Below are 22,974 nucleotides of genomic sequence, written 5' to 3'. Positions count from 1 at the left end.
CGTCAGAGCGGGCGGACCTCGCCGACGGGGGCGCCACCACCGTGGACGTCGACGCGCAGCCGGTCCTGGACGGGGGAGACGTCCACACCGAGGGTCCGCAGTGCGTCGAGTGCGACCAGGGTACGCGCCCGCTCCTCGGCGTCGCCGTCGCTGATCTTGACCGCGACGGTCTCGCCCGTGGCGGCGCTGAGAACGAGGACGCCGTCGGCGCCGATCTTGGAGACCAGTCCCGGCATCCGGGTCATCAGGTCGGTGTCGATCCGGCCGGGTCCCGACACGTACCCGGGGTGGGCGCTCATCGCGTCGAGGACCGCCCGCTCGGGGCTGCCCTCGGGCGCGGTGCGCATCCGCCACAGGCCCCGGGCCAGCCCGGCCAGGGTCACGGCGAGCTGGGGTGCTCCGCAGCCGTCCACGGCGGTGTGCGCCACCTTCTCGCCGCACACCTCCTCCATGGTCTCGCGGACGAGGAGCTGGAGGGGGTGTCCCGGGTCGAGGTAGTCGCCGGTGCTCCAGCCCCGGGCGACGCACGCGGCCAGCATGGCGGCGTGCTTGCCCGAGCAGTTCATCAGCAGGCGCTCGGGTTCGCGGCCCGCGCGGATGAACGCGGTGCGGGCACCGGAGCCGCCCGGGGCGGCGGGCGGACACCGGAGGGCGTCGGGCGCGAGACCCGCGGCGGCGAGGATGCCCCTCGCCTCGTCCGCGTGGAAGTCCTCCCCGCCGTGGCTGCCGGCCGCGATGGCGAGGGAGGGGCCGGTGAGGGAGGCGCCCGCGCGCAGCGAGGCCAGCGCCTGGAAGGGCTTGGCGGAGGAGCGCGGGAACATGGCCTGGTGCACGGGGCCGCGCGCGTAGGCGATCGCGCCGGACGCGGAGAGCCCGACGACCGCGCCGTAGTGGACGCTCTCGCGCATCCCGGACCGGACGGCCTCCGCCAGGGGGACGTACTCGGGTAGCGGGCTCTGTGGCATGCGGGCTCTCCTCGCCGTTGAGGTTCGGTGTGCGTGGGGTGTCCTCCGGCGGGTGGACACGCGTAAGAACGTTACATAACTCCCCTTTCTTCCGACCGTCCAGGTCACTCGGACGCCGTGGCGGCCGGTGGCCGTCCGTGGTTCGCCGGGGAGCGCCGCACGGGAGTCCGGGACGGCGTACGAGCGTGTTCCATGACACGACCGGTCTCCGTGATACGTGCTGGGGGTTCGCTGTCGGACGCGGGGAGTAAGGTCGTTGCCGGTACGCACCAGGAGAAACAGCCGTGTGGCACGGCGCTGACGAAGGAGTGGGGCACACGATGGGAACTCTGCGGATGGGCGCGCTGACCCGGCGCAGGGTCGGCCTCCGGGCGGCGGAGCTGGAGTACGCGGTACTCGACATGGAGACGACGGGGCTCGAACCGGGCTCGGGAGCGCGCATCGTGGAGATCGCGGTCGTGCGCGTGCGGGGCGACGGCAAGCCCGTCGAGGAGTTCAGCACCCTCGTGGACCCGCGCGCGAAGGTGCGGGGGCAGGAGTTCCACGGGATCGGCGACGGCGACACCATCGGTGCCCCCACCATCGCCCAGGTGGCGCCCCGTCTGGCGGAGCTGCTGTCCGGGGCGGTCGTGGTCAGCCACAACCTCGACTTCGAGCTGCGCTTCCTCGGCTCGGAACTGGTGCCCGCCGGGCTGCCGACGGGGCAGTCCGGGCTGTGCACCCTGCGCGCGCTGCGCTCCCAGATCGACCTCGACCGGTACTCGCTTCCCAAGGCCTCCTTCCGGCTCAGCGGCGACTGGCCGACCGGCCAGCACACGGCGCTGGGCGACGCCCGGGCGTGCGCCAAGCTCTTGGTGGAGATGATCGCCAACGCCCCGGGGGAACTGCGCTACAACGGCCCCGCACCGCGGACCCTGGACCTCCCGGAGCCCGCGCCCGAAGCGGGGCCGTGGGGCGTGGTCGAGCCCGTCCGCTGGAAGCCGCGCACGGCGTCGGTGCCGGGCGGGGCGGCGGCACTGAGCCCGTGGCGGGCGAACTGGCGGCCCCGCGAGCTGGACGCGCTGCTCTGCGGCGGGGCCTTCGGCACCACGGACCGGGCGATCGCGGAGCTGGCCGCGCACCGTGACACGCGCTTCCGGGACCGGCTGGCCACGGTGGCGGCCGTCACGGGCGGCCTCGCAGCCACTGCCGCCGGAGGTCTGCTGGTGCGTCTGGCGGGCAGCCGTGCGGGGGGTTCGGCGGGCGTCCGTCGGGCACGGACGGGTCTGGCGGCCGCGTTCAGAGACCGGACAGGGTGAGGAAGAAGGCCACGATCAGGGCGCTGCCGCCGAGCACGGCGAGCAGCGCCTTCCCCTGCTCGGTGAGCCGGGCCGATGCCATCCGGACGCGGGGGGCGGCCCTGGTGCGGTGCGCGGTGGCCAGGGCCCCGGGGCGGGCGGAGCGGACGGACCCGGGAACGTAGCGGGGCAGCTTGTTGAAGAGGGCGATCGACACCAGGACGGTGCCGACGACGAGCAGGACGAGGGACACGTCGGGAAGGGCCTCACACTCGGTCGGGTGGTCCGCCGCCCGGGAGGGGCGGGCCACCGATTCTTACCGATGTCGCGGTGCCGTTGCGAGCCCGTCTCCTCCGACCGGCGCGGGGGCACCCGTTACAGGTCGGCCCTTATGACCCGGAGTCGGTGCGATCTCACTCTGCGCGCTGGTTGCGAGGGGGTTGCGGGAGGACCGTGTCGATGGTTTCGGACTCCACCCCGAGCGCGCGGAGCACGAACCGGGTGACCAGGGCGTGGGTCTCGTCCAGGTCGATCTCGCCGCTCACGAGCGGGAGGCGCTGGGAGCCCACCATCGACAGGGTGAGCCGCGCCACGGGCTCGGCGGGCAGGGGCTCGAACTCGCCCGCGGACGTCCCCTCCTCCAGGATCTCGGTCAGCAGCCGGTGCATGGGGGCGACGTGGTCGGCGAGCGCCTGGTAGGCGTCGGGGCCGAGGCTGGCCCCCAGTTCGGCGGCGGGCGGGTGCGGGTGCGCCATGATGCCCTCCAGCTGGAGGCGGACGAACGCCGACAGCCTCCGCGCCGCGGACACGCCCGAGGGGAGCTCACGCCGGTACCGTTCCACGAACTCGCTGTTCACCTGCTCGGTGAAGGCCAGGAGCAGCGCAGGTTTGTCCGGGAAGTAGTTGTACAGCGCGGTGCGCGTGATGCCGGCGGAGTTGGCCACGTCGGTCATGGAGACGCGGTCGATCCCCTGGCTCCGGATCAGGTGGTCGACGGCCTCCATGATGCGCTCCCGTGTGCGGGCACGGTGGGCGGCGATGGTCGGCGCCGTGATCTTGGGCATCCCCCTATGGTGACACGCCGGTGGGGCCGGACCGGCATGGTCGGGCCCCACCGGGGCGCGGCGGACCGGTCCTCAGACCCCCGGGACGTGGACGCGGCCCAGGTCGGCGAACACCTCGGTGTTGAGCTGGTAGGCCAACCTGGTCTCGGCCACGAGGCGGGCTGCGGCCGCCTCGTCCAGCGGGAGGGAGTCGAGCCGCTCGCGGTAACCGGTGCGGAACCCGGGCAGGCTGCCGAGCCCGTCGAAGACGTAGAAGGCCACGCCCGCCCCGTCGGACAGGCCGTAGGACTTGGCGGCGATGCGGCGGATGAACTGTCCGCCGGACACGTCTCCCATGTAGCGCGTGTAGTGGTGGGCGACGAACCCCGCGGGGTGGTCGAGCATCTGCTCGATCCGCGCCACGTAGGTGCGGGTGGCCCGGCTCGGGGAGATCCGCTCCCGCCACCCGGCGCCCAGCAGGTGTTCCAGGTCGCGGACCAGGGCGGGGAGCCGTTCGAGCTCGGGGTAGTGGAACCGTCCGGCGACGGCGTCGCCGGACAGTCTTCTGCCGACGTCCTCCAGGGCGGCGTAGGCGAAGTAGTGCTGGGCGACCATCCCGGTGTAACCGGAGAGGGGGAGGGTCCCGTCGAGGAGGGCCCGGGTGAACCCGTGGTCCTCGGCGGCCTGGTGGTCGCTCCACGTCGCGGCCTTGAGGCGCTCGGAGAACAGCCCGGGTGAGCCGGGTGCGACCGTTGAGGGGGCCTCGGTCGTTGCGCTCATCTGCGCTGTCCGCCTTCCGTATCGGAAATATTATGACATCATGTCATTTAGGCGGCAGTTGCTGTCAAGGCGGATACGACATGGTGTCATGAAAAAATCCGCCTCCGCGTGTCGCGCGGCCCCGCCACCCCTCCTGACGCGCCCCCCAGCCCCTTCGCCACAGGGATCCGGTACGTGCTGCGGCGGTGCGCTGCACGTGCCCTTGCATGCGCATATGTCGGTTCCGGGTGGCTGTGCGGGTACCGTCGCACCGGGCGCCGGAAGAACGGGCCGGTGTCCCATGAGGGACCGCTCCGGTGGCGGTTGCGGGCGTCGGCGTCGCATGTGTCTCGTTACGCCTGCTGGTCAACAGGTCGCCGGGGCGATTATCGTTTGGGTGTCGTGTGGTCCGAACCGCCGGGAGCCGCCGAGGAGATCCTCGGGGCGCCAGGCGCGGCAGGTACCCGCGGACCGGCAGACCAGAGGCGATGAGTGGATACCAGGAGAACAGGGCACGATCCCCGGACGGCGATCGGAACGGGGGCGGCACGGGCCGCTCCCGCCAACGGCGCTGCCCCCGACGGCAGCGCCTTCCTGGGTGATGACACCGTCCTCAACGACCGGGTGGAGGCCACCGTCGAATCGCTTGACGTCCTGCTTGTCGAAGACGACGCGGGAGACGCCTTCCTCGCCGAGGAGCTGCTCGCCGACACCGCCCTGAACACCCGCATCACCTGGGTGTCCAGCCTGGCGGACGCGCGCGAGCACCTCAAGGGCTTCCGCGGCTGCGTGCTGCTCGACCTGAACCTGCCCGACGCCCACGGTCTGGAGCTGCTCCGCGAGATCCTGGAGGGCGCGCCCGCCGCCGCCGTCGTCGTCTTCACCGGACTCGACGACGAGCACGAGGGTGTCGCCGCCGTCGCGGCCGGAGCCCAGGACTACCTCGTCAAGGGACAGGTCGACGGCTCCCTGCTCGGCCGCAGCCTCCGCTACTCCCTGGAGCGCCGCCGCGCCGACGAGGGCGCCCGGCAGCTGCGCGAGGCGCGCATCCGCGCCCGGGAGAACATGCGCCTCGAACGCGGCCTGCTGCCCCAGGTCCTGCTCCAGCGCTCGCCGCTCAGCCACCGCGCCTACTACCGGCCCGGCCGCAAGCGCGCCCTGGTCGGCGGCGACTTCTACGACGCGGTCGAGAAGGACGGCACCACCCACGTCATCATCGGCGACGTCAGCGGGCACGGCCCCGACGAGGCCGCACTGGGGGTCAGCCTGCGCATCGCGTGGCGGGCCCTCATCATGGGCGGGGTCGACGAGGCCAAGGTGCTGCCCAACCTGGAGGCCATCCTGGTCAGCGAACGCGCCCAGGAGGAGATGTACGCGACGCTGTGCATGGCGAGCCTGGACACCGGCGACGACCGGGTCAGGCTCCGCGTCCTCGGACACCCGCCGCCCATGGTCGTCCAGGACGGGGACGTCGAGGAGACCCCGGTCACCCCGCAGCCGCCGCTGGGTGTGTTCCCGGTGGAGGAGACCTCCACCGACCATGTCGTCCTGCCCGTCGGGGCGAGCATGCTCTTCTACACCGACGGCCTCGTGGACGCCTACGACGGCGGCCCGCCCGAACGGCTGGAGGTCGCGGGCCTGCGCCGTATGGTCACCGGTGTGCTGGGGCAGGGCGTGTCCCTGGCCCGCCTGCCGGAACACCTGGTGGACGAGGCGGAACGCAGTAACGGCGGCCCGCTCCAGGACGACGTGGCGATGCTGCTCATCACCCACGGAGAGTTGGAGTGAGCCCGACCCGGAAGGGAACGGCCATGGACAGCGACACGACGGACTCCGGGACGGACCCCGGCCCCGTGCTGTCGGGGGCCGCGTCGATCGGCGGCGGCGACTTCGTCAACGGGGCGGACCGCGAGCGATCGAGTCCCTCGCGCGAGTCCTGGAGCCTGCGCCGCCGGGTCACCAGCCTGCTGACGGTCGTCGCCGTCGTCCTCGTCGTGGCCGTGTCCGTCATCACCCTGGCGGCCCTCAACGCCCGCGACAACCTCGCCCTCCAGGTCGACTCCCTGACCCCGGCGGTCAGTTCCGTCGACCAGACCCACTCGTCGTACCTGAGCCAGGACCACGCCCTGCGCGGCTACATCCTCACGCAGGACCGCGACTTCCTGGAGCCCTACATCGCCTCCCAGCTGACGCTGGCGGAGAACCAGGCGGCCCTGTCCGAACTGGCCGAGGAGAACCCCGAGGTCGCCTCCAACGTCGAGGACCTGCTCGCCGCGGGGCGGCTGTGGACCGACGAGTTCGCCGAGCCGGCGCTGGAGGAGGTGAGCAGCGGCCAGGAGATCTCGCGTGAGGACCTCCAGCGGGGCCGCGAGCTGTTCCTCGACCTGTCCCGGATCGCCGACGCCACCAACCAGCAGCTCCAGAGCGAGATCGACCAGGCGAGGGACGGGCTGACCCTGGCCACCCAGCAGGTCGTCGCCCTCCTGGTGCTGGTGGGGCTGGTCGTGGTGTTCCTGTCGGTGTTCTTGTGGGTCATGTTGCAGCAGTGGGTACTGCGCCCCCTGGAGGAACTGGCCGGACACATGCGCCAGGTCTCGGAGGGCTACTACGCGCACCGGATCTCCCTGCACGGACCGCCGGAGATCGTCCGGCTGGGCCGGGACGTCGACTCCATGCGCGAGCGGATCGTCCAGGACCTGGACGAGGTGGCGTCCGCGCGGCGCAAGCTCCAGGAGCAGTCCACGCTGCTGGAGCACCAGACGGAGGAGCTGCGCCGCTCCAACCTGGAACTGGAGCAGTTCGCCTACGTCGCCTCCCACGACCTCCAGGAGCCGCTGCGCAAGGTGGCGAGCTTCTGCCAGCTGCTCCAGCGCCGCTACCAGGGGCAGCTCGACGAACGGGCCGACTCCTACATCGACTTCGCGGTCGAGGGTGCCAAGCGCATGCAGACCCTCATCAACGACCTGCTGGCGTTCTCCCGGGTCGGGCGGACCAAGAACTTCGCCTCGGTCCGACTGGACGCGGCCCTGGACGACGCCCTGAGCAGCCTGTCCACCCGTCTGGAGGAGGTGGACGCGGAGGTCACCTGGGACCCGATGCCGACCGTGCAGGGCGACCGCACCCTCCTCACCCAGGTGTTCTTCAACCTGGTGGGCAACGCGGTCAAGTTCCGCGGCGAGGAGGACCCCCGGGTCCACATCAGTGTGGAGCGGCAGGGCGACGAGTGGGTGTTCTGCTGTACCGACAACGGGATCGGGATCGAACCGCAGTACGCCGAGCGCATCTTCGTGATCTTCCAGCGGTTGCATACGAGGGAGAAGTACACGGGCACGGGCATCGGCCTGGCCATGTGCAAGAAGATCGTGGAGTTCCACGGTGGCAGGATCTGGCTCGACACCGGATCCGTGTCCCCCGACGGGGCCGAAACCCCGGCCGAAGGCGACTCGGGCCAGACCGGAACCCGCATATGCTGGTCCTTGCCCGCGGATTCCGAACACGAGGACGCCCCAGCGTCCCTGGAGACGGGAACCGTCGGGAGCGTTCCGAGCGATAACGAAGAGGGGGGCACCGAGAACGCCGAGGCCACCCCCGAGACCTCGGCGCCGACGGCCGCACCACAGTCCACGGGTGACGGTGGTTTGGGAGCGGAGAGCACTGACCCGGACGACACGTCCGGGGACGCGTCCCCCGCCCCGCCCGCCGCCGGTGGCGGTACGGTTCCCCCCGACCATGAGGTGGAACCTTGAGTCAGGGGTCTGGAAGTTTGAGCGAGGTCATGTTGGTGCATCCCATCGAGGTGCTGCTGGTCGAGGACGATCCTGGTGACGTCCTGATGACCAAGGAGGCGTTCGAGGAACACAAGCTGGGCAACCGCCTGCACGTGGTCTCCGACGGCGTCGAAGCGCTCCGGTTCCTCCGCCGTGAGGGGGAGTTCGCCGACGCCCCCCGCCCCCACCTGATCCTGCTGGACCTCAACCTCCCCCGCAAGGACGGCAGGGAGGTGCTGGAGGAGGTCAAGAACGACGAGGACCTCGCACACATCCCCGTCGTGGTGCTGACCACCTCCGAGGCCGAGGAGGACGTGCTGCGGAGCTACCGCCTGCACGCCAACGCGTACGTGCCCAAGCCGGTGGACTTCGAACAGTTCATCAAGGTGGTCCGGCAGATCGACGACTTCTTCGTCACCGTGGTGCGCCTCCCCAAGGGGTGACGCCGCGGTCCGGGCGAACGCGCTGCGACAGGAGCGGGTGGCCGCAACGGTTTTTCGTTACGGTTGGGGTATGAGCTTGCCGGAACCCCGTGATCCCACCGGTCCCTACCGCGTCAGTGTGGTGTGCCTGGGCAACATCTGCAGATCGCCCATGGCCGAGAAGGTCCTCACCGCCGACCTCGAACGCGCCGGACTCGGCGGCCTCGTCGAGGTCGACAGCTCCGGCACGGGCCACTGGCACGTGGGCGGGGACATGGACCCGCGCGCCGCCTCCACGCTGCGCGTGCACGGATACCTCACCAGCCACACCGCCCGCCAGTTCGACCCGGCCGACCTGGCCACCCGCGACCTGGTCCTGGCCATGGACCTGGACAACCTCGGCGAGGTGCGGCGCTTCGTCGACGAGTACGGCGCCCAACACGGGTTCGACGAGTCGCGGCTGCGGCTCTACCGGTCGTTCGCGCCGGGCGGCGGAGCCAGCCCCGAGGTCCCCGACCCCTACTACGGCGGCGACGACGGATTCACCGCCGTCCTCAACATGGTGGAAGCCGCGGCCAAGGGCCTCACCGGCGAACTCGTCACCCGGCTGCGGGCGTAACTCGGGTGGAGGGGGGACCGATCGTGCGTGCCTTCGGCGGGGACGACGGCGACGGGCCCCAGGGGGGCCGCCGCCGGGACCCCGTCAACGGCACCATGGCCGAACGCCTGTCCGTCCTGCTCGGTAGAGAGGTCCGGCGTGCCGTCCGGGCCGACAGCAGCCACGACTGGGAGATCTCCTTCGCCGAGCTGACCGACGGCACCCGCCTCTTCGTCAAGTCCCTGCTGAGGGGAGCCCCGCCCAGCGGGGTGCTCACCGCCGAGGCACGCGGCCTCGCGTGGCTGGGGTGGGCCTTCGGCTCGCCCGCCATCGAGGTCCTCGCCTGGGACGACCGCCTACTCGTCCTGCCGTGGGTGGAGCAGTGCGAGCCCACCGCCGACGCGGCCGAGAGCCTGGGCCGCCGGCTCGCCGGGACCCACCTCACCGGTGCCGACAGCTTCGGCGCCGACTGGCCCGGTTACGTCGGACCCCTTCCCATGGACAACACCCCCTCCCGCGACTGGCCGCGCTTCTACGCCGAGCAGCGGCTCCGCCCCTACCTGCGCGACGCCCTCGACCAGGGCGCGCTCACCCCCGGCGACGCCCGCACCGTGGAGAAGGTCGTGGACTCGGTCGCCGACCTGGCGGGCGACCCGGAACCGCCCTCGCGCATCCACGGCGACCTGTGGAGCGGCAACGTGCTGTGGCGCACCCAGGACGCGGTGCTGATCGACCCCGCCGCCCACGGGGGCCACCGGGAGGCCGACCTCGCCATGCTCGCGCTGTTCGGGCTGCCCTACCTGGAGCGGGTGCGGGACGCCTACAACGAGGTGGCCCCCCTCGCCGACGGATGGCGCTCCCGCGTCGCCCTGCACCAGATGCACCCCCTGCTGGTGCACGTGTGCCTGTTCGGCGCCGCCTACCGGACGACGACCCTGGAGACGGCGCGCGCCGCCCTGCGCGGCGGCTGAGGAGCCCTCTCCCGTCCGCGGCGCCTCCCGAACCCCGTGGGCCCTGCCCCCCGGGAGAGGGGGCAGGGCCCGGTTCGCTCCGCCTGCCTCAGCCCTTGACGCTGCCCGCGAGGAGGCCGCGCACGAAGTAGCGCTGGAGCATGAAGAACACGGCCAGGGGCACGACCATCGACACGAAGGCGCCTGCGGTGAGCCGGTGCCAGGCCTCCCCGCGTGTTCCGGCCAGCTCGGCGAGCCGGACGGTCAGGGGTGCCGTCGCGGTGTCCCCTCCGGTGAAGATCAGGGCCACCAGCAGGTCGTTCCACACCCACAGGAACTGGAAGATCCCCAGGGAGACCAGCGCCGGGGTGATGAGCGGCAGCACGATCCGCAGGAAGATCCGACCGTGGCCGGCCCCGTCCACCCTGGCCGCCTCGAAGAGCGACTTCGGTAGCTGCGAGATGAAGTTGTGCAGCAGGAACACGCCCAGCGGAAGACCGAACACCGCGTGGGCCACCCACACGTTCGTGAACGCCATCGCGCCGGTCAGCTCCCACGCGGGCATGACCTGGACCCCGCCGACCGAGACGCCCTGCGAGAAGAACCGCAGCATCGGGACCAGCGACATCTGCAGCGGGACGATCTGGAGGGCGAAGATGCCCAGGAAGAGCCAGTCCCGGCCGCGGAAGTCGATCCACGCCAGCGCGTACGCCGCGAGCGCGGCCACCCCCAGCACGAACACCGTGGAGGGCAGCGTGATGACGAACGAGTTCACCAGGTGGCTGGCGAGCCGCCCGTCGTTCGCGGAGCCGAACAGCACGTCCCGGTAGTTGTCCAGGGTCACCTCGGGGGAGGAGAGGAACGTCCACCACCCGGTCGTGCGAATCTGCTCGGCGGGGCGGAACGACGAGATGAGCAGCCCCGCGGTGGGCACGGTCCACAGCACGGCGATCACCAGCGCGGCCAGGCCCGCCGCGGAACCGCTGAGCCTGCGGCGCACCCGTGCGGCCGCTCCGCCGGAGGGGCGGGGCCGCCGTTCGCCCCGGGCCGCGCCGTCCGCTCCGGTGCCCGTGGGGCCGCCCGGACGCGGGGGGTTCGTCGTCGGGGTCATGAGAGCTCCCTCGCCTTGCGGGTGCGGCGGATCTGTAGCAGCACCAGCGGGACGACCAGGACGAAGAGGAACACCGCGAGGGCGGATCCCTGTCCGACCTGACCCTGCTGGAAGGCCTGGCTGTACATCTCGTTCGCGATCACGCTGGTGCCGTAGTTGCCGCCGGTCATGGTGCGGACGATGTCGAAGACCTTCAGGGTCTGGACCGTGATGGTGATGAGCACGACCAGCACGGTCGGCCACACCGAGGGAAGGGTGATCCGGGTGAACAGCTGCCACGGGCCGGCGCCGTCGATGCGCGCGGCCTCGACCATCTCCGCCGGGATCGCCTTGATGGCCGCGGAGAGCACCACCATCGCGAACCCGGCCTGGACCCAGATCAGCACCAGGATCAGCAGGAAGGTGTTGAGGGGCTGTTCGAGCAGCCACAGCCGGGGTTCGCCGCCCGCCCACACGACGAGCTGGTTGAACAGTCCGTACTGTTCCTGGTCGGCGGGGCGGTAGGCGAAGACGAACCGCCAGATGATGCTGGCGCCCACGAACGAGATCGCCATCGGCATGAACACGAGGGACTTGGCGACCGACTCGAACCGGGACCGGTCGATGAGGATCGCGTAGAGCAGGCCGATGGCGGTGGCCATGACGGGTGCGAACACCACCCACAGGAGGGTGTTGCGCAGGACGAGGAGGATCTCCGGCCGCTGGAACATCCACACGTAGTTGGCCAGGCCCACGAACTCCTCGCCGGAGCGGTCGTGGAAGGACAGGAAGGTGGTGCGCAGCGCCGGGTAGACGAGGCCCCCGAGGAGGAGGACCAGCGCCGGTGCGAGGAAGAGGAACGCCTGCCAGCGGTCGCGCCGGGTACGGGGCACGTCCACGAGGACGAGCAGCAGTCCGATGACGGCCAGGAAGGCGGCGATCCCGAGGAGCATCCACACGATCTTGGGAAGCTCGTACAGGAACGAGTACTCCATGGAGACCCCTTGTCGGTACCAGGAGGTGTGACGGGGTCCGGCGGGACCGGGCCGGACCCCGTGGGGGCAGAGGGACGGGGGTTACGGCCAGGCGGACTCGACGGTCTCCAGGACGTCTCCGGTGGAGCTTCCGGTGATCCAGTCGATGAGGCCGCTCCAGAACACGTTGGTACCGACGGAGGAGGGCATCGCGTCACTGGCGTCGAAGTGGAAGACGGTGTCGGGGTCGTTGAGGACCTCGGCGGTGAACTGGTCCGTGGGGTCGGACAGGCCGGCGGGGTCCAGGTCCTGGTGGGCGGAGACCCACGAGCCCAGGGAGGCCCGGCTGTTGGCGAAGTCGCCGGAGGAGAGGTACTCGTGCATGGCCACGACCTCGGGGCGGTCGTCGAAGGCCACGACGAACTCGCCGCCGCCCATGATGGGCACCTCGGTGCCGGTCTCCATGGGGGGCAGGACGAACCCGTAGACGTCGGCGTCCTCGCCGATCTCGACGTCGTCCTCGAACTGGGCGCCGTAGAACGAGCCCATCAGGTACATGGCGCAGCCGCCGTCGAGCAGGGGGAGCCCGGCCTCCTGGAAGGACGTGACGGCGATGCTGTCGACGCCGCCGAAGGTGCCGTTGACGTAGTCCTCGTTGCGGATGATCCCGTCGGCCAGGTCGAAGGCCTCCTCGACCTCCGGGGCGTCGAAGGGGATGTCGTGGGCGATCCACTCGTGGTAGGTCTCGGTGCCCGAGGTGCGCAGCAGCGCGTTCTCGATCCAGTCGGTGCCGGGCCAGCCGGTGGCGTCGCCGGACTCGAAGCCCACGCACCACGGCTTGGTACCGGACTCGGCGATCGTGTCGCTGAGCTCGATCATCTCGTCCCACGTCTGGGGGATCTCGTGGCCGTTGTCGGCGAAGTACGTCGGCGAGTACCAGACCATCGACTTCATGTTGGCGCCCAGGGGGGAGCCGTAGAGGTCCCCGTCGACGGTGGCGTAGCCCTGCCAGTCCTCGCTCCAGCCGGACTCGACGTTCTCGCGCACCCCGTCCCCGACGGGGACGGCGTGGCCGTCGGCGGCAGCGCGCTCAAGAAGGCCGGGCTGGGGGATGAAGGCCAGGTCGGGGGCGTTGCCGCCGTCGAGGCGGATGGGCAGCTGGGCCTCGAACTCCCCACTGCCCTCGTACTGGACGGTGATCCCCGTACAGGCGGCGAACTCCGCCCAGGACTCCTCCAGGAGGTCGCCCTCCGCATCGCGGATGGACGCGTAGACGTCGACGGTGCCGCCGGTGTCGGCCCACTGCTCGTAGGGGGAGCAGTCCAGGTCGGAGGTGTCGACGGTGCCGCCGCCGCCCTCGCCGCTGAGGAATCCGCAGCCGGAGGCGACGAGGAGGACGCTTCCTGCCGCGGCCGCCACCGCCAGGGGGCGGCGGGGCCTGCGATCTGGTCTCGGCATGGGGGTTCTCCCTTGGTCCGGTGTGGGGGAGGCGGTGCCGCATCGGTACCACCGCCGGGGTCCGTGTGACCCACGGCATACCTGGAAACGATGCAAGCCCGCTTCTGTGTAAATGTCTACATATTTTGCAAAAACTTTCGTAACAATGCCGAAACGTGCTGTTCGGAGGGGGTAAGCCGGTTTCCGGCGGGGCGAGGCCCTAGATTGGGGACATGGCTGACGCACCCCATGGACCGGACCGGGCGGCGCCGGGAAACGGCGACCCAGGACACGACGGGCCCGAGCTGCACGTCGCCCTCCTCGGCTACGGCAAGGGCGGGGAGGTGTTCCACGCACCGCTCATCGACGCGGTACCCGGACTGCGGCTGTCCGCCGTCGTCACCGGCGACCCCGGACGCCGGAGCGCCGCGCAGGCCCGCTACCCGGGCGTCACCGTCTACCCCACCGCCGCCGACCTGTGGGCCGACGCCGACCGGTACGAGATCGCCGTCGTCACCACCCCCAACGACACCCACGCACCCCTCGCCCGGGCCGCTCTGGAGGCCGGGCTGGCGGTCGTGGTCGACAAGCCCTTCGCCCTCACCGCCCGGCAGGCGCGGGAGCTCACCGACCTGGCGGACAAGCTGGACCGGGTGCTCACCGTCTACCAGAACCGCCGGTGGGACGCCGACTTCCTCACCCTGTGGAACCTGATCGAGGACGGTGCCCTCGGGCGTGTGCACCGGTTCGAGTCGCGGTTCGAGCGCTGGCGCCCCCGGCCCAAGGCGACCTGGAGGGAGTCCGGCGGGGTGGAGGCCGGGGCGGGCCTGCTCTACGACCTGGGACCGCACCTGATCGACCAGGCGGTCAACCTGTTCGGCCCGGTCGGATCCGTCTACGCCGAGGTCGACGCCCTCCGGGAGGGGGCCGGCGCCGACGACGACGTGTTCCTCGCACTCGAACACGTCCGGGGCGCGCGCTCCCACCTGTGGATGGGCGCGCTCACCGCCCAGGACGGGCCGCGCTTTCGCGTGCTGGGCGACCACGGGGCGTTCACCAGCCACGGAATGGACGGCCAGGAGGCACGGCTGACGGCGGGGGAGAGGCCCGACGCCCCCGACTGGGGCGTGGTCCCCGAGGAGGAGTGGGGCGTCCTCGGGGTGGACGGGGAGACCCGCCCCGTACCGTCCGCGCGCGGCGCCTACCCGGAGTTCTACGCGGGTGTGCGCGACGCGGTGGGGGAGGGCGAACCCCTGCCGGTGGACCCCCACGAGGTCATCCACGGCCTGGAGGTCATCGAGGCGGCACGGCACAGCGCGCGTACCCGCACGGTCGTCGGCCTCTAGGGTCGCGTTCTCCTCGGGCCTGCGCTCCGCTGCGGGCTGCCGGGTGCGGCGAGCCGGCCGGGCCGTCTCCGGCACCCCCTCGTGGCCCTATGTTGGGGGGAGGTTGCCCCAGGGTTTCGTTCCGAAGACCGAAGGAGACGTGTCGTGGCCCAGGTCCTCGTGGTCGCAGACGACCTCACCGGTGCGAACGCCACCGGTGCCAGGTTCGCACGGACCGGGATGCGCGTGGCCACGGTGACACCGGAGCACGTGAGCCAGGTCGTCGGGGACTACGACGTGGTCGTGGCCAACCTGGACAGCCGTCACGTCCCCGCCGAGCAGGCCGCGGACCTGGTCACCGACGTGATCGAAGCCGTGTGGCCGGTGGGGTTGGTGGTCAAGCGCACCGACTCCACGCTGCGGGGCAACGTGGGCGCCGAACTGGAGGCCGCCTACGACGCGGTCCGCGAGCGGGTGCCCGCCGGGACGCGGGTGCGGGTCCTGTTCACCCCGGCCTTCCCCAGCTCCGGGCGGATCACCGAGGACGGGGTGCAACTGCTCCACGGCCTGCCGCTGGAACGCACCGAACTGGCGGTGGACCCGCTGTTCCCCATGGAGACCAGCGTCGTCGCGGACATCCTCGCCGTCCAGTGCGACCTTCCCGTGCGGCACGTCCCGGTCAGGCAGATCACCCAGACGATGCTGACCTCGGAGCTCCTCGCGGGGGACGAGCCCGTCGTGGTGTGCGACGCGAGCACCGAGCAGCACCTCACCGACATCGCCGAGGCCGCGGCCTCGGCACACCAGCGGGACGGCGTCGTGTGGGTGTCCGTCGACCCGGGGCCGACGGGGGCCCTGCTGGCGTACTCCTTGCGCCTGCGGGGCCAGGCGGGCTCGCGCGGGCCGCTGCTCGGGGTGGTCGGCAGTACCACCGACCTGACCCGGCGGCAGCTCGCCACGGTGGCGCGCACGGGCGCCGTGCGGTTCGTCGACCTGGACGCGGTGGCACTCGCCGATCCCGGGAGCGGCCACGCGGACGAGGTCGCCGCGGAGCTGACCGAACAGCTGACGTCGTCGGGGTTCCCCGAACTGTGCGTGCTGAGGCTGGTCACCACCGCCGAGCGCGTACGGGCGCTGCCCGGCCAGACGCGGGCGGAGCTGCCCGGCCGGGTCGCCCGCCTGGTCGCCGACGTCGTCAACGACGTGGCCGACACCACGGGACCCCACGCCCTGCCCAGCGGCCTCTACCTGACCGGCGGGGACCTCGTCGCGAGCCTGCTGGACGAGTTGGACGTGCACGCCTTCGACGTCGGCGGCGAGGTCGTGCCCCTGGCGGTGCACGGGCACCTCAGCGGGGGGCCGCTGGACGGGACCCCGATCGTGGCCAAGGGCGGCCTGGTGGGGGACGACACCACCCTGGTCGAGTGTCTGGCCAAGCTGCGGCGGGCGGTGCAGACACGGTTGCACCAGGTGCACTCGGAGGTGTCGGAGCACGTGGTCCCGACCGTGTCGCGCGACACGGGCTGAGGGCCGGGGGCAGAGAGGCTCCAGCCGAAACCCCCCCGGACACCACCATGGTGAACCAGCGCATCTTGTACTTGGGCGTCCGTCAGCAGGTCAGCGGAGGCGAGGACTCGGAGGGCGGTGTGCTCCCCGCGCAGGTGGGGATCGACCGGGACCAGGCGGGGAGAGAATGTCATGAGCGCGATGCCCATGGAACATGGGAACGGCCCCGGTCTCGGCCACGACCTCAGCGGGTACGTGCTCGTTCCCGCGAGATGGGTCGAACACCACGAGCGACTTCTCGAAGAGCGCGACGATGCCGAAGCCGTCCAGATCCTGGAAGATGTCAAGGCGGCTCGGGAACAGGTCTTCACCCATGACGAGGTGTGGGGAAACGACGGTTGAGTCGCAAGTACGAGCTTCGGTGTGAGGCGCGGAGGAGGTCCTCGGTGGCCCGTTCGGTCGAGGACGGCGTCACCGTGTTCGTTCCCTTCTGCGTTGAACTACAGGACGGCACCGCATGGTGTGGTGCCCGGCGACTGCGTCCGGGAGCCGAGGGCCGTGAGCGCACCCCCGACCACGCGGCCGGGGGTACGTGCGTACGGAGCCCGCGTCAGGCGGCCCGGGTCTGCGGCTCCAGGTGTTCGGCGGCGAGCCTGCCCACCGTCTGCGCGAGGAGCTTCGGGTACTCCAGCGGCCCCATGTGACCGGCGCCGGGGACCTCCCGCACCTCCCGGCAGTCCTTCAGCAGCGACCCGATGTGGTGCGCGTGCCAGGGCGGGGTCAGCTTGTCGTCGGCCCCCACCATCACCACCGTGGGCACCGAGATCAGCCGGGCGTTCTCCTCCGCCTCCAGCGTGCAGATCACCCGTCCCCACGAGCCCCGGGACACACCGCCGCACGCGTGCACCATCCTCATGCACAGCCGCACCATGCGCGGGTCGGCCGTCCTCCCCATCACCATGGGCCTCAGCACCGCCGTGGTGACGGTGTTGCGCGGACCCAGCGGTATCGGCGCCCGGAGGAAGACCTGCGCGCCGAGCGTGCCCAGCGGACCGGGCAGCGGGATGGCCGTCGACCGCAGCGGCAGTTCCTTGCACCCGGTGTTGGTGAGCAGTACCGCGGCGGCCCTCTCCCGGAACACCGGGCGCGCACCGGCCGACATGACGGTCATCCCGCCCATGCTGTGCCCGGCGACCACGGCCCGGTGCCCCTCGGGGACGGTCGCCTCCAGCACGGCGCACAGGTCGTCGGCCAGCTTCTCCGCGCTGTACCCCGCCCGGGTGAGGGGCGTCTGGGAGCGGCCGTGGCCGCGCTGGTCGTAGAGCACGACCCGCAGGTTCGCGTCGAGCTCGCGCACCACCGGCCCCCAGGAGGCCAGCGACGTCGCCCAGCAGTGGGCGAGGACCAGGGTCGGACCGTCCTCCGGTCCGCGGACCTCGGCGTGCAGCAGGGTGCCGTCGGCGGAGCGTACCTGGAGTTCGCGGACCTGACCCACGTGTCGGGTTGCCATCGGGGGTTGCCTCTCGCTCTGGGGGTGCGTCGGGGGCGCCGCGCCGTGGCGTCTTCGCCACGGCGTCCCGCGGGGTGTCCACCCAGGTCGGCGCGTGGCCCGGGGGACGGGGGTCGGATCAGTCGCCGAGCTCGTCGGCGTCGATCCGGGGGACCGCGAAGGGTGGGGACCCCGCGCCGTAGACCGGGTGGCCGCCCCACAGGTTGGGCTCGCCGAGGTCGCCGGCGCCCTCGAACCCGTCCGGGGTGCGGACCACGACGGTGCGTGCGCCGTCCCGGAAGGCCGAGGTCACCTCCGGGCTGGCGGACAGGCGCCCGCGCCACCTGTAGTCACCGGTCAGGGGCGAGAAGTTGCCCGCGAGGTGGGCGTCCACCTCGACGGCGGCGCCGCCCTCCGCTCCGTCCGGACCGGGCAGCACGACCGTGACGGTGCCCCGGTACTCCTCCTCGTCGTCACCGAACCCGCTCATCGGCACTCCTCCTCAGACTCCGGACCGCGGACGTCGGGCCGCCACGGTGGAACGGCGGGCGCCGCGCGTGCGCGCGCGGTCCACCCGCAGGTCGTAGTTGTGCGGGTCGAACCAGCGGGTGCGCAGCGCGAAGTTCCAGGTGAAGGTGGGCCACAGCGTCGTGTTGCGCCCCTCCTCGTTCAGGTACCAGCTGTCACAGCCGCCGGACACCCACACGGTCCCCTCCATCGCCTTGGCCACCATGTCGTTGTAGGACCTCTGGGCCTTCGGCCGTGCGTCCAGCCGGTCGAGCCCGTTCCTGCAGAGGTACTTGAGCGCCTCCATCGTGTACCGGATCTGCGCCTCGATCATGAACACCTGGGAGGTGTGGCCCAGACCGGTGTTCGGCCCCGCCAAGACGAAGGCGTTCGGGAACCCGGCGACCGTGGTGCCCCGGAACGCCTGCACGCCGGTGCCCCAGTGCTCGGAGAGGGAGCGCCCCCGCGCGTCGAGGATGCGCTGGGCGATGGGCGGGTCGGTGACGTGGAAGCCGGTGCCGAGGATGATCGTGTCGACCTCGTGCTCGGTCTCCCGGCCCGAGGCGTCCCGGGTGACGACCGCGTGGGGGCGGACCTCCACGATGCCGTCGGTCACCACGTCGACGTTGGGCTCGGCCAGCGCCGGGTAGTAGTCGTTGGACATCAGGATGCGCTTGCAGCCCGCGCGGAAGTCCGGGGTGAGTTTGGCCCGCAGCGCGGGGTCCTTGACGCTGCGGCCGATGTTGGCCCTGCCGAGCCGCTCCACGACGGAGAGCAGCCTGGGGTTCTTGGCGAAGCCGAGGATGTAGCTCTCCCGCCCCCAGTAGATGCTCTTGCGGGCGATCTGCTGGGTGATCGGGAGGTTCCGGTACAGCCAGCTCTCCGCGCGGGTGATGTCGCGGTCGTGCCGGAACATCACCCACGGGGCGGTCCGCTGGAACAGCGACAGCGTGCCGACCTTCGGCTGGATCTTCGGGACGAACTGGATCGCGGACGCCCCGGTGCCGATCACCGCGACCCTGCGACCGCGCAGATCGTGTCCGTGGTCCCAGTTCGCGGAGTGGAACACCTTCCCCCCGAACGTGTCCAGACCCTTGATGTCGGGGTAGGACGGGTCGGCGAGGGGGCCGGCACCGCTCACCAGGAACTGGGCGGTGACCGTGCCGCTGCCGGTCGTGATGCGCCAGCGGTTGTCGTCGGGCTCCCACCGCGCGGACGTCACGTCGCTGTCGTGGCGGACGTGCTCGTACACGCCGTGCTCCCCGGCGACCCGCTTCATGTACTCCCAGATCTCGGGCTGCGGGGAGAAGGTGCGGCTCCAGTGCGGGTTGGGCGCGAACGAGAACGAGTACAGGTGCGAGGGGACGTCGCAGGCGGCGCCCGGGTAGTCGTTGTCGCGCCAGGTGCCACCGACGTCGCCGGCGCGTTCCAGGACCACGAAGTCGTCCAGGCCGGCCTGCTTGAGTCGGACTGCCATGCCGATGCCGGCGAATCCCGACCCGATGATGGCCACCCGGAAGTGCGGTGGTGCTTCGGTCACGTTCAGGTCCCTTCGTGCGAACCGGCCAGGGGTGCTGCCGCGCGGGTCGGGGGGTGTGACCCCCCGGGGACGTGGCGCGTACGCCCCCGGGGGAGTTGCCGCCCCGAAGGCGAGGCGCGTTCGCCTCCGGGGAGTGCGGCTCCCGGGGACGTGGCGCGTACGCCCCCGGGAGGTCGGGGCCACCGCCGGAAGGACGTGGCGCGTTCCGTCTTCCGGCGGTGGATCTGTGGGGCCGAGGGCCCCGCCGCGGTGCGCGGCGGTCCGTCGGCGTCGGGAGGGGAGACCGGGGCCGGCGGGGTGCGGCCTCCGGGGGTGTCAGCCGAGCAGGCCGGCCTTGCGCCAGAAGTACGCGCCCAGGCCGGAGATCGCCCCGGCGGTGCCCAGGGTCGCGACGACCTTGCGCGCGGCCCAGGTCTTGGTACCGACCCAGTGGGGGTTCTTCCGCGCGACCCTGCCGGCCTCGTCCGGGTCGAGCCCGACCTGTGCGTACACCTTGGGGTTGATCAGCCGGGTGGCCGAGTAGTAGGTCACCAGGCCGAGGACGATGCGGCTGTAGGCCCGGTTGAGGGGGCCGCGGGTGACCCAGTCGCGCTGGAACTCCTCACGGGCGTAGCGCATGTGCCGGGCCTCCTCCACCACGTGGATGCGGGCGACCGAGCGCACCAGGGGGAGGATCTGCTCGTCGGGCACGGCCTCGCGCTGGAGCTGGTCGAGGACCTCCTCGACGAACAGTGCTCCGGCGAAGATCAGCGGCCCGTGCGCGATGGCCTTGAAGACCCGGCCCAGGTGGTAGGTGACGGGGTCCAGCCGGTGCGCCTCCCAGCCGAGCTTCTGCACCATCTTGGCGAACATGACGGTGTGGCGGCACTCGTCGGCGATCTCGGTGTAGGCGTACTGGACGTGGTTGGTGGTGGGGTCGTTGTGGTAGGCGTGGCGGACCAGCATCTGCATCAGGATCGTCTCGAACCAGATGCCGATGGTCGCGACACTGGCGACCTCCAGCCGGGAGAGTTCCTTGCGCTGGGCGTCGGAGAGCCGGTCCCACAGGTGGGTTCCGTAGAGGGAGATCCGCTCGGGGCGGATCGCCCACATGTCGGGGTCGACGGGGGCGTCCCAGTCGATCTCGACGAGGGGGTCGAAGGAGGCCTTCGCCGACCCGCGCAGCAGGCGTTTGGCGATGTCCTCCCGGTCGGTGAGCTTGGGCTTGGCCGTGGTCTTCGCGGTCATCTTGTCTCCTCCTCAGGACGCGTCGGACGTGGTGGCGGGGCTGCCGTGGCGCGAGTGGAGGCCCTGGGCGATCTCCGCGCCACCGAAGGCGCCGTCCGCGAGCAGCAGTCCGAGCTGGAGTGAGACGACCTGCTCCGTGGTGCCCGGGAAGTGTCTGGTCAGGTGCAGGGCGGCGGTGCCCAGGGCGGTCGAGGCCACGTCGCGGGGGGCGCGCCTCGCGGCGGCGGACCGGACCACGGCCATCACCGTGTCGCGCTTGCGCTCGGCGGGGACGAGGCCGTCCAGGGAGGCGCCGGTGGCCCGGGAGCTGTCGTGGATGGGGGTGTCGACGTAGCCGGGGAACACGGTCGTCACGCCGACGTGGGTCCCGTACTCGGCGCGCAGGCAGTCGGCGTAGGCGGCCACCGCGCGTTTGGAGACCGTGTAGGCGCCGGCGAGCGGGAGTTGGAGGTTGGCCAGCAGCGACGAGGTGACGACGACCCGCCCCCGGCTCCGGAGCAGGGAGGGCATCGCGGCGGCGGTGACCCTCCAGGTGCCGAGGAGGTTGACCTCCAGGGCCTGGTGGGCGTGGGTGTCGGGGGCGCGTCCGATGTCCACGGAGGGGCCGACGCCCGCGTAGTGGACGAGGAGGTCCAGGCGCCCTCCGAGTTGTTCGACGGCCTCCGCCACGCTCTTCCGCACCTGTCCGTCGTCGGTGATGTCGCAGTCGATGACGCCGGGGGCGGGCTTGCGGTCGATGCCGACGACGTTCACGCCGAGATGACGGAGGACGGCCGCGGTGGCGCTGCCGAAGGCTCCCGAGGCGCCGGTGACGATGGCGTTCTGGCCGGGCAGCCGGCGCAGGTGGCGCGGCAGGGGGGTCGTCATGTGATCTCCTCCACAGTCATTGCGGGAACGTTACAACGAGCATTGTCACAATGCAATGGGTGGAGATCGGAAATTTACTGGCGAGTAGGTTCCGTTCAGCCGAAGCCGGCCGTGCGCGGCGGCGCCTGTGGCCGCGGGGGGGCGGACGCGGCCCGGCCCCGGAGGTGGCCCCTGCCATGGTGCGTCCGGGCGCGCGGCCACTCCTCGGGGGTGCGGGACGGATTCCGGTCGGGTGGTGGGGGCGTCCCGGCGGGCGGGCGCGTGACGCCCCTCACTCCCGTTTCGAAAACGTTACAATGGCCGTTGTCATGGTGCAATGGTTCCGGGCCGCCGTTTTACTGACGGGTAACCTTCGGGAGGGTCTCTAGGCTGGAACCATGGCCGAATACCGCATTGACGAACTCGCCCGGCTTGCCGACACGACCGTCCGCAACGTCCGGGTGTACCAGGACCGAGATCTGCTCGCTCCTCCCCGCAGGGAAGGCCGCGTGGGCATCTACTCCGAGGCGCACCTGGCACGTCTGCGGCTCATCGGCCAGCTACTGCGGCGCGGGTACACGTTCGCCAACATCGGCGAGATGTTCCGGGTCTGGGAGCGCGGCGGAGACCTCTCCGACATCCTCGGCTTCGAGTCGGCGATAGGGGACGCCTGGAGCGACGAGATAGCCGACTACATCAGTCTCGGGGACCTCCGCGACCTCTTCGGCAAGGGCGTGACGCCCAAGACCATAAAGCGCGCCCTCGACCTGCGGGTCCTCGAACGCGACGGTCTGCGCTTCCGGGTCCCCAGCCCCCGGCTGCTGCACGCGGGTGTCGAGCTGGTCAAGCTCGGCATGAGCGTGGAATCGGTCCTCGACATAGCCGAGAGCCTGCGGGACAAGGTCGGGGACGTCGCCGAGCACATGGTCCGCCTCGTCTCCGAGCACATACTCGCCGAGCACGCCCCCGGAACGGTCGTCCGGAGCGAGGAGACCGCCGAGATGGCCGAGCTCATCCGGCGCGTGCGCCCCCTCGCCCAGCAGGCCGTGGACGCCGTCCTGGCCCAGGCGATGGCGGAGAACCTCACCACCGTCATGGGTGAGCACTTCGCCCTGGCGATGGAGCACCTGGAGAGGGGGCACGCGAGCCACCCGCGGGCCGAGGGCCTGACGGGACCGGCCTGACCGGCCCCTCACCGTCGGCGGGGGCCGGCGCCCCCCCGGCGGCCCCCCGCCCCGCGGCGCGACCCCCC

Annotated in this window: 22 protein-coding genes; 10 read left to right on the top strand and 12 right to left on the bottom strand. The window is 71.5% G+C overall.

Translation table 11 applies throughout. From position 1 onward, the window contains the following. Positions 1 to 2 precede the first annotated feature (2 nt). Positions 3 to 965 (bottom strand): asparaginase, encoded by a 963-nt coding sequence (locus tag ACFWTE_RS14745; protein WP_378779902.1) that lies wholly within the window; start codon positions 963 to 965, stop codon positions 3 to 5. Positions 966 to 1,285: 320 nt separating this feature from the next. Here ACFWTE_RS14745 and ACFWTE_RS14740 point away from each other — a divergent pair, with 320 nt between their 5' ends. Further along, the gene (locus tag ACFWTE_RS14740; protein ID WP_378779901.1) at positions 1,286 to 2,263 is read left to right on the top strand and encodes a PolC-type DNA polymerase III; all 978 of its coding nucleotides are present in this window, start codon (positions 1,286 to 1,288) and stop codon (positions 2,261 to 2,263) included. Here the strand turns inward: ACFWTE_RS14740 and ACFWTE_RS14735 are convergent. The 3 genes from ACFWTE_RS14735 to ACFWTE_RS14725 form a co-directional block, all read right to left on the bottom strand. After that, positions 2,244 to 2,495, bottom strand: coding sequence for a hypothetical protein (locus tag ACFWTE_RS14735; RefSeq protein ID WP_378779936.1), 252 nt, complete (start codon positions 2,493 to 2,495; stop codon positions 2,244 to 2,246). The two genes, ACFWTE_RS14740 and ACFWTE_RS14735, sit on opposite strands and share 20 nt — an antisense overlap. 160 nt (positions 2,496 to 2,655) lie before the next feature. Then, positions 2,656 to 3,306 (bottom strand): TetR/AcrR family transcriptional regulator, encoded by a 651-nt coding sequence (locus ACFWTE_RS14730; protein ID WP_378779899.1) that lies wholly within the window; start codon positions 3,304 to 3,306, stop codon positions 2,656 to 2,658. 72 nt (positions 3,307 to 3,378) lie between these two features. Next, positions 3,379 to 4,065: a heme oxygenase (biliverdin-producing) gene (locus tag ACFWTE_RS14725; RefSeq protein WP_378779898.1), complete on the bottom strand. Its 687-nt coding sequence runs from the start codon at positions 4,063 to 4,065 to the stop codon at positions 3,379 to 3,381. 471 nt (positions 4,066 to 4,536) lie between these two features. On the opposite strand from ACFWTE_RS14725, the gene ACFWTE_RS14720 reads away from it, so the two are divergent. The 5 genes from ACFWTE_RS14720 (at position 4,537) to ACFWTE_RS14700 (ending at position 9,802) form a co-directional block, all read left to right on the top strand. After that, positions 4,537 to 5,832 (top strand): PP2C family protein-serine/threonine phosphatase, encoded by a 1,296-nt coding sequence (locus ACFWTE_RS14720; RefSeq protein ID WP_378779897.1) that lies wholly within the window; start codon positions 4,537 to 4,539, stop codon positions 5,830 to 5,832. Positions 5,833 to 5,855: 23 nt separating this feature from the next. Beyond that, positions 5,856 to 7,790 (top strand): ATP-binding protein, encoded by a 1,935-nt coding sequence (locus ACFWTE_RS14715; protein ID WP_378779896.1) that lies wholly within the window; start codon positions 5,856 to 5,858, stop codon positions 7,788 to 7,790. 29 nt (positions 7,791 to 7,819) lie between these two features. Beyond that, positions 7,820 to 8,254: a response regulator gene (locus tag ACFWTE_RS14710; RefSeq protein ID WP_378779895.1), complete on the top strand. Its 435-nt coding sequence runs from the start codon at positions 7,820 to 7,822 to the stop codon at positions 8,252 to 8,254. Positions 8,255 to 8,324: 70 nt separating this feature from the next. Next, positions 8,325 to 8,852: a low molecular weight protein-tyrosine-phosphatase gene (locus ACFWTE_RS14705; protein WP_378779894.1), complete on the top strand. Its 528-nt coding sequence runs from the start codon at positions 8,325 to 8,327 to the stop codon at positions 8,850 to 8,852. A gap of 5 nt (positions 8,853 to 8,857) precedes the next feature. Next, positions 8,858 to 9,802, top strand: a complete 945-nt coding sequence (locus tag ACFWTE_RS14700) for a fructosamine kinase family protein (RefSeq protein ID WP_378779893.1) — start codon at positions 8,858 to 8,860, stop codon at positions 9,800 to 9,802. 88 nt (positions 9,803 to 9,890) lie between these two features. On the opposite strand, the gene ACFWTE_RS14695 is transcribed toward ACFWTE_RS14700, so the two are convergent. From ACFWTE_RS14695 to ACFWTE_RS14685, 3 genes are all read right to left on the bottom strand, one after another. After that, entirely contained in the window at positions 9,891 to 10,892 is a 1,002-nt protein-coding gene (locus ACFWTE_RS14695) for a carbohydrate ABC transporter permease (protein WP_378779892.1), read from the bottom strand. Then, a complete protein-coding gene (locus ACFWTE_RS14690) occupies positions 10,889 to 11,866 on the bottom strand; it encodes a carbohydrate ABC transporter permease (protein WP_378779890.1) in 978 nt (325 codons plus the stop codon). The genes ACFWTE_RS14695 and ACFWTE_RS14690 overlap by 4 nt, the downstream gene beginning before the upstream one ends. Before the next feature lie 81 nt (positions 11,867 to 11,947). Beyond that, positions 11,948 to 13,303 (bottom strand): ABC transporter substrate-binding protein, encoded by a 1,356-nt coding sequence (locus ACFWTE_RS14685; RefSeq protein ID WP_378779889.1) that lies wholly within the window; start codon positions 13,301 to 13,303, stop codon positions 11,948 to 11,950. A gap of 212 nt (positions 13,304 to 13,515) precedes the next feature. On the opposite strand from ACFWTE_RS14685, the gene ACFWTE_RS14680 reads away from it, so the two are divergent. The 3 genes from ACFWTE_RS14680 to ACFWTE_RS14670 all read left to right on the top strand — a co-directional run bounded on the left by ACFWTE_RS14680 (position 13,516) and on the right by ACFWTE_RS14670 (position 16,515). After that, the gene (locus tag ACFWTE_RS14680; RefSeq protein ID WP_378779887.1) at positions 13,516 to 14,628 is read left to right on the top strand and encodes a Gfo/Idh/MocA family oxidoreductase; all 1,113 of its coding nucleotides are present in this window, start codon (positions 13,516 to 13,518) and stop codon (positions 14,626 to 14,628) included. Between the two features lie 144 nt (positions 14,629 to 14,772). Then, positions 14,773 to 16,134 (top strand): four-carbon acid sugar kinase family protein, encoded by a 1,362-nt coding sequence (locus tag ACFWTE_RS14675; protein WP_378779886.1) that lies wholly within the window; start codon positions 14,773 to 14,775, stop codon positions 16,132 to 16,134. A 171-nt stretch (positions 16,135 to 16,305) separates the two neighbouring features. Beyond that, complete coding sequence (locus tag ACFWTE_RS14670) at positions 16,306 to 16,515, top strand: hypothetical protein (RefSeq protein ID WP_378779885.1); 210 nt, start codon at positions 16,306 to 16,308, stop codon at positions 16,513 to 16,515. Positions 16,516 to 16,723: 208 nt separating this feature from the next. Here ACFWTE_RS14670 and ACFWTE_RS14665 read toward each other — a convergent pair whose 3' ends face one another. From ACFWTE_RS14665 to ACFWTE_RS14645, 5 genes are all read right to left on the bottom strand, one after another. Then, positions 16,724 to 17,623 carry an alpha/beta fold hydrolase gene (locus ACFWTE_RS14665; RefSeq protein WP_378779884.1) on the bottom strand — a complete coding sequence of 300 codons (900 nt, stop codon included), beginning with the start codon at positions 17,621 to 17,623 and terminating at the stop codon, positions 16,724 to 16,726. A 118-nt stretch (positions 17,624 to 17,741) separates the two neighbouring features. Further along, entirely contained in the window at positions 17,742 to 18,092 is a 351-nt protein-coding gene (locus tag ACFWTE_RS14660) for a DUF4873 domain-containing protein (protein ID WP_378779882.1), read from the bottom strand. Between the two features lie 12 nt (positions 18,093 to 18,104). Further along, positions 18,105 to 19,649: a flavin-containing monooxygenase gene (locus ACFWTE_RS14655; protein WP_378779881.1), complete on the bottom strand. Its 1,545-nt coding sequence runs from the start codon at positions 19,647 to 19,649 to the stop codon at positions 18,105 to 18,107. A 315-nt stretch (positions 19,650 to 19,964) separates the two neighbouring features. After that, complete coding sequence (locus ACFWTE_RS14650) at positions 19,965 to 20,876, bottom strand: diiron oxygenase (protein ID WP_378779880.1); 912 nt, start codon at positions 20,874 to 20,876, stop codon at positions 19,965 to 19,967. Positions 20,877 to 20,888: 12 nt separating this feature from the next. Then, on the bottom strand, positions 20,889 to 21,743 hold the full coding sequence (locus tag ACFWTE_RS14645; protein WP_378779879.1) for an SDR family NAD(P)-dependent oxidoreductase: 855 nt from the start codon (positions 21,741 to 21,743) through the stop codon (positions 20,889 to 20,891). Between the two features lie 377 nt (positions 21,744 to 22,120). On the opposite strand from ACFWTE_RS14645, the gene ACFWTE_RS14640 reads away from it, so the two are divergent. Beyond that, positions 22,121 to 22,906 carry a MerR family transcriptional regulator gene (locus ACFWTE_RS14640; RefSeq protein ID WP_378779878.1) on the top strand — a complete coding sequence of 262 codons (786 nt, stop codon included), beginning with the start codon at positions 22,121 to 22,123 and terminating at the stop codon, positions 22,904 to 22,906. Positions 22,907 to 22,974: the final 68 nt, after the last annotated feature.

It is taken from the genome of Nocardiopsis sp. NPDC058631 (genome assembly GCF_042716955.1).
In the GTDB taxonomy this organism is placed as follows: domain Bacteria; phylum Actinomycetota; class Actinomycetes; order Streptosporangiales; family Streptosporangiaceae; genus Nocardiopsis.
This window is presented reverse-complemented; position numbering and strand designations above follow the sequence as displayed.

Excerpts from the sequence above, each read along its gene's own strand:
- ACFWTE_RS14660 (WP_378779882.1), bottom strand. The coding sequence starts at position 18,092 with ATGAGCGGGTTCGGTGACGACGAGGAGGAGTACCGGGGCACCGTCACG.
- ACFWTE_RS14745 (WP_378779902.1), bottom strand. The coding sequence starts at position 965 with ATGCCACAGAGCCCGCTACCCGAGTACGTCCCCCTGGCGGAGGCCGTC.
- ACFWTE_RS14665 (WP_378779884.1), bottom strand. The coding sequence starts at position 17,623 with ATGGCAACCCGACACGTGGGTCAGGTCCGCGAACTCCAGGTACGCTCC.
- ACFWTE_RS14685 (WP_378779889.1), bottom strand. The coding sequence starts at position 13,303 with ATGCCGAGACCAGATCGCAGGCCCCGCCGCCCCCTGGCGGTGGCGGCC.
- ACFWTE_RS14645 (WP_378779879.1), bottom strand. The coding sequence starts at position 21,743 with ATGACGACCCCCCTGCCGCGCCACCTGCGCCGGCTGCCCGGCCAGAAC.
- ACFWTE_RS14640 (WP_378779878.1), top strand. The coding sequence starts at position 22,121 with ATGGCCGAATACCGCATTGACGAACTCGCCCGGCTTGCCGACACGACC.
- ACFWTE_RS14670 (WP_378779885.1), top strand. The coding sequence starts at position 16,306 with ATGAGCGCGATGCCCATGGAACATGGGAACGGCCCCGGTCTCGGCCAC.
- ACFWTE_RS14725 (WP_378779898.1), bottom strand. The coding sequence starts at position 4,065 with ATGAGCGCAACGACCGAGGCCCCCTCAACGGTCGCACCCGGCTCACCC.
- ACFWTE_RS14680 (WP_378779887.1), top strand. The coding sequence starts at position 13,516 with ATGGCTGACGCACCCCATGGACCGGACCGGGCGGCGCCGGGAAACGGC.
- ACFWTE_RS14650 (WP_378779880.1), bottom strand. The coding sequence starts at position 20,876 with ATGACCGCGAAGACCACGGCCAAGCCCAAGCTCACCGACCGGGAGGAC.
- ACFWTE_RS14710 (WP_378779895.1), top strand. The coding sequence starts at position 7,820 with ATGTTGGTGCATCCCATCGAGGTGCTGCTGGTCGAGGACGATCCTGGT.
- ACFWTE_RS14730 (WP_378779899.1), bottom strand. The coding sequence starts at position 3,306 with ATGCCCAAGATCACGGCGCCGACCATCGCCGCCCACCGTGCCCGCACA.
- ACFWTE_RS14740 (WP_378779901.1), top strand. The coding sequence starts at position 1,286 with ATGGGAACTCTGCGGATGGGCGCGCTGACCCGGCGCAGGGTCGGCCTC.
- ACFWTE_RS14690 (WP_378779890.1), bottom strand. The coding sequence starts at position 11,866 with ATGGAGTACTCGTTCCTGTACGAGCTTCCCAAGATCGTGTGGATGCTC.
- ACFWTE_RS14695 (WP_378779892.1), bottom strand. The coding sequence starts at position 10,892 with ATGACCCCGACGACGAACCCCCCGCGTCCGGGCGGCCCCACGGGCACC.
- ACFWTE_RS14705 (WP_378779894.1), top strand. The coding sequence starts at position 8,325 with ATGAGCTTGCCGGAACCCCGTGATCCCACCGGTCCCTACCGCGTCAGT.
- ACFWTE_RS14715 (WP_378779896.1), top strand. The coding sequence starts at position 5,856 with ATGGACAGCGACACGACGGACTCCGGGACGGACCCCGGCCCCGTGCTG.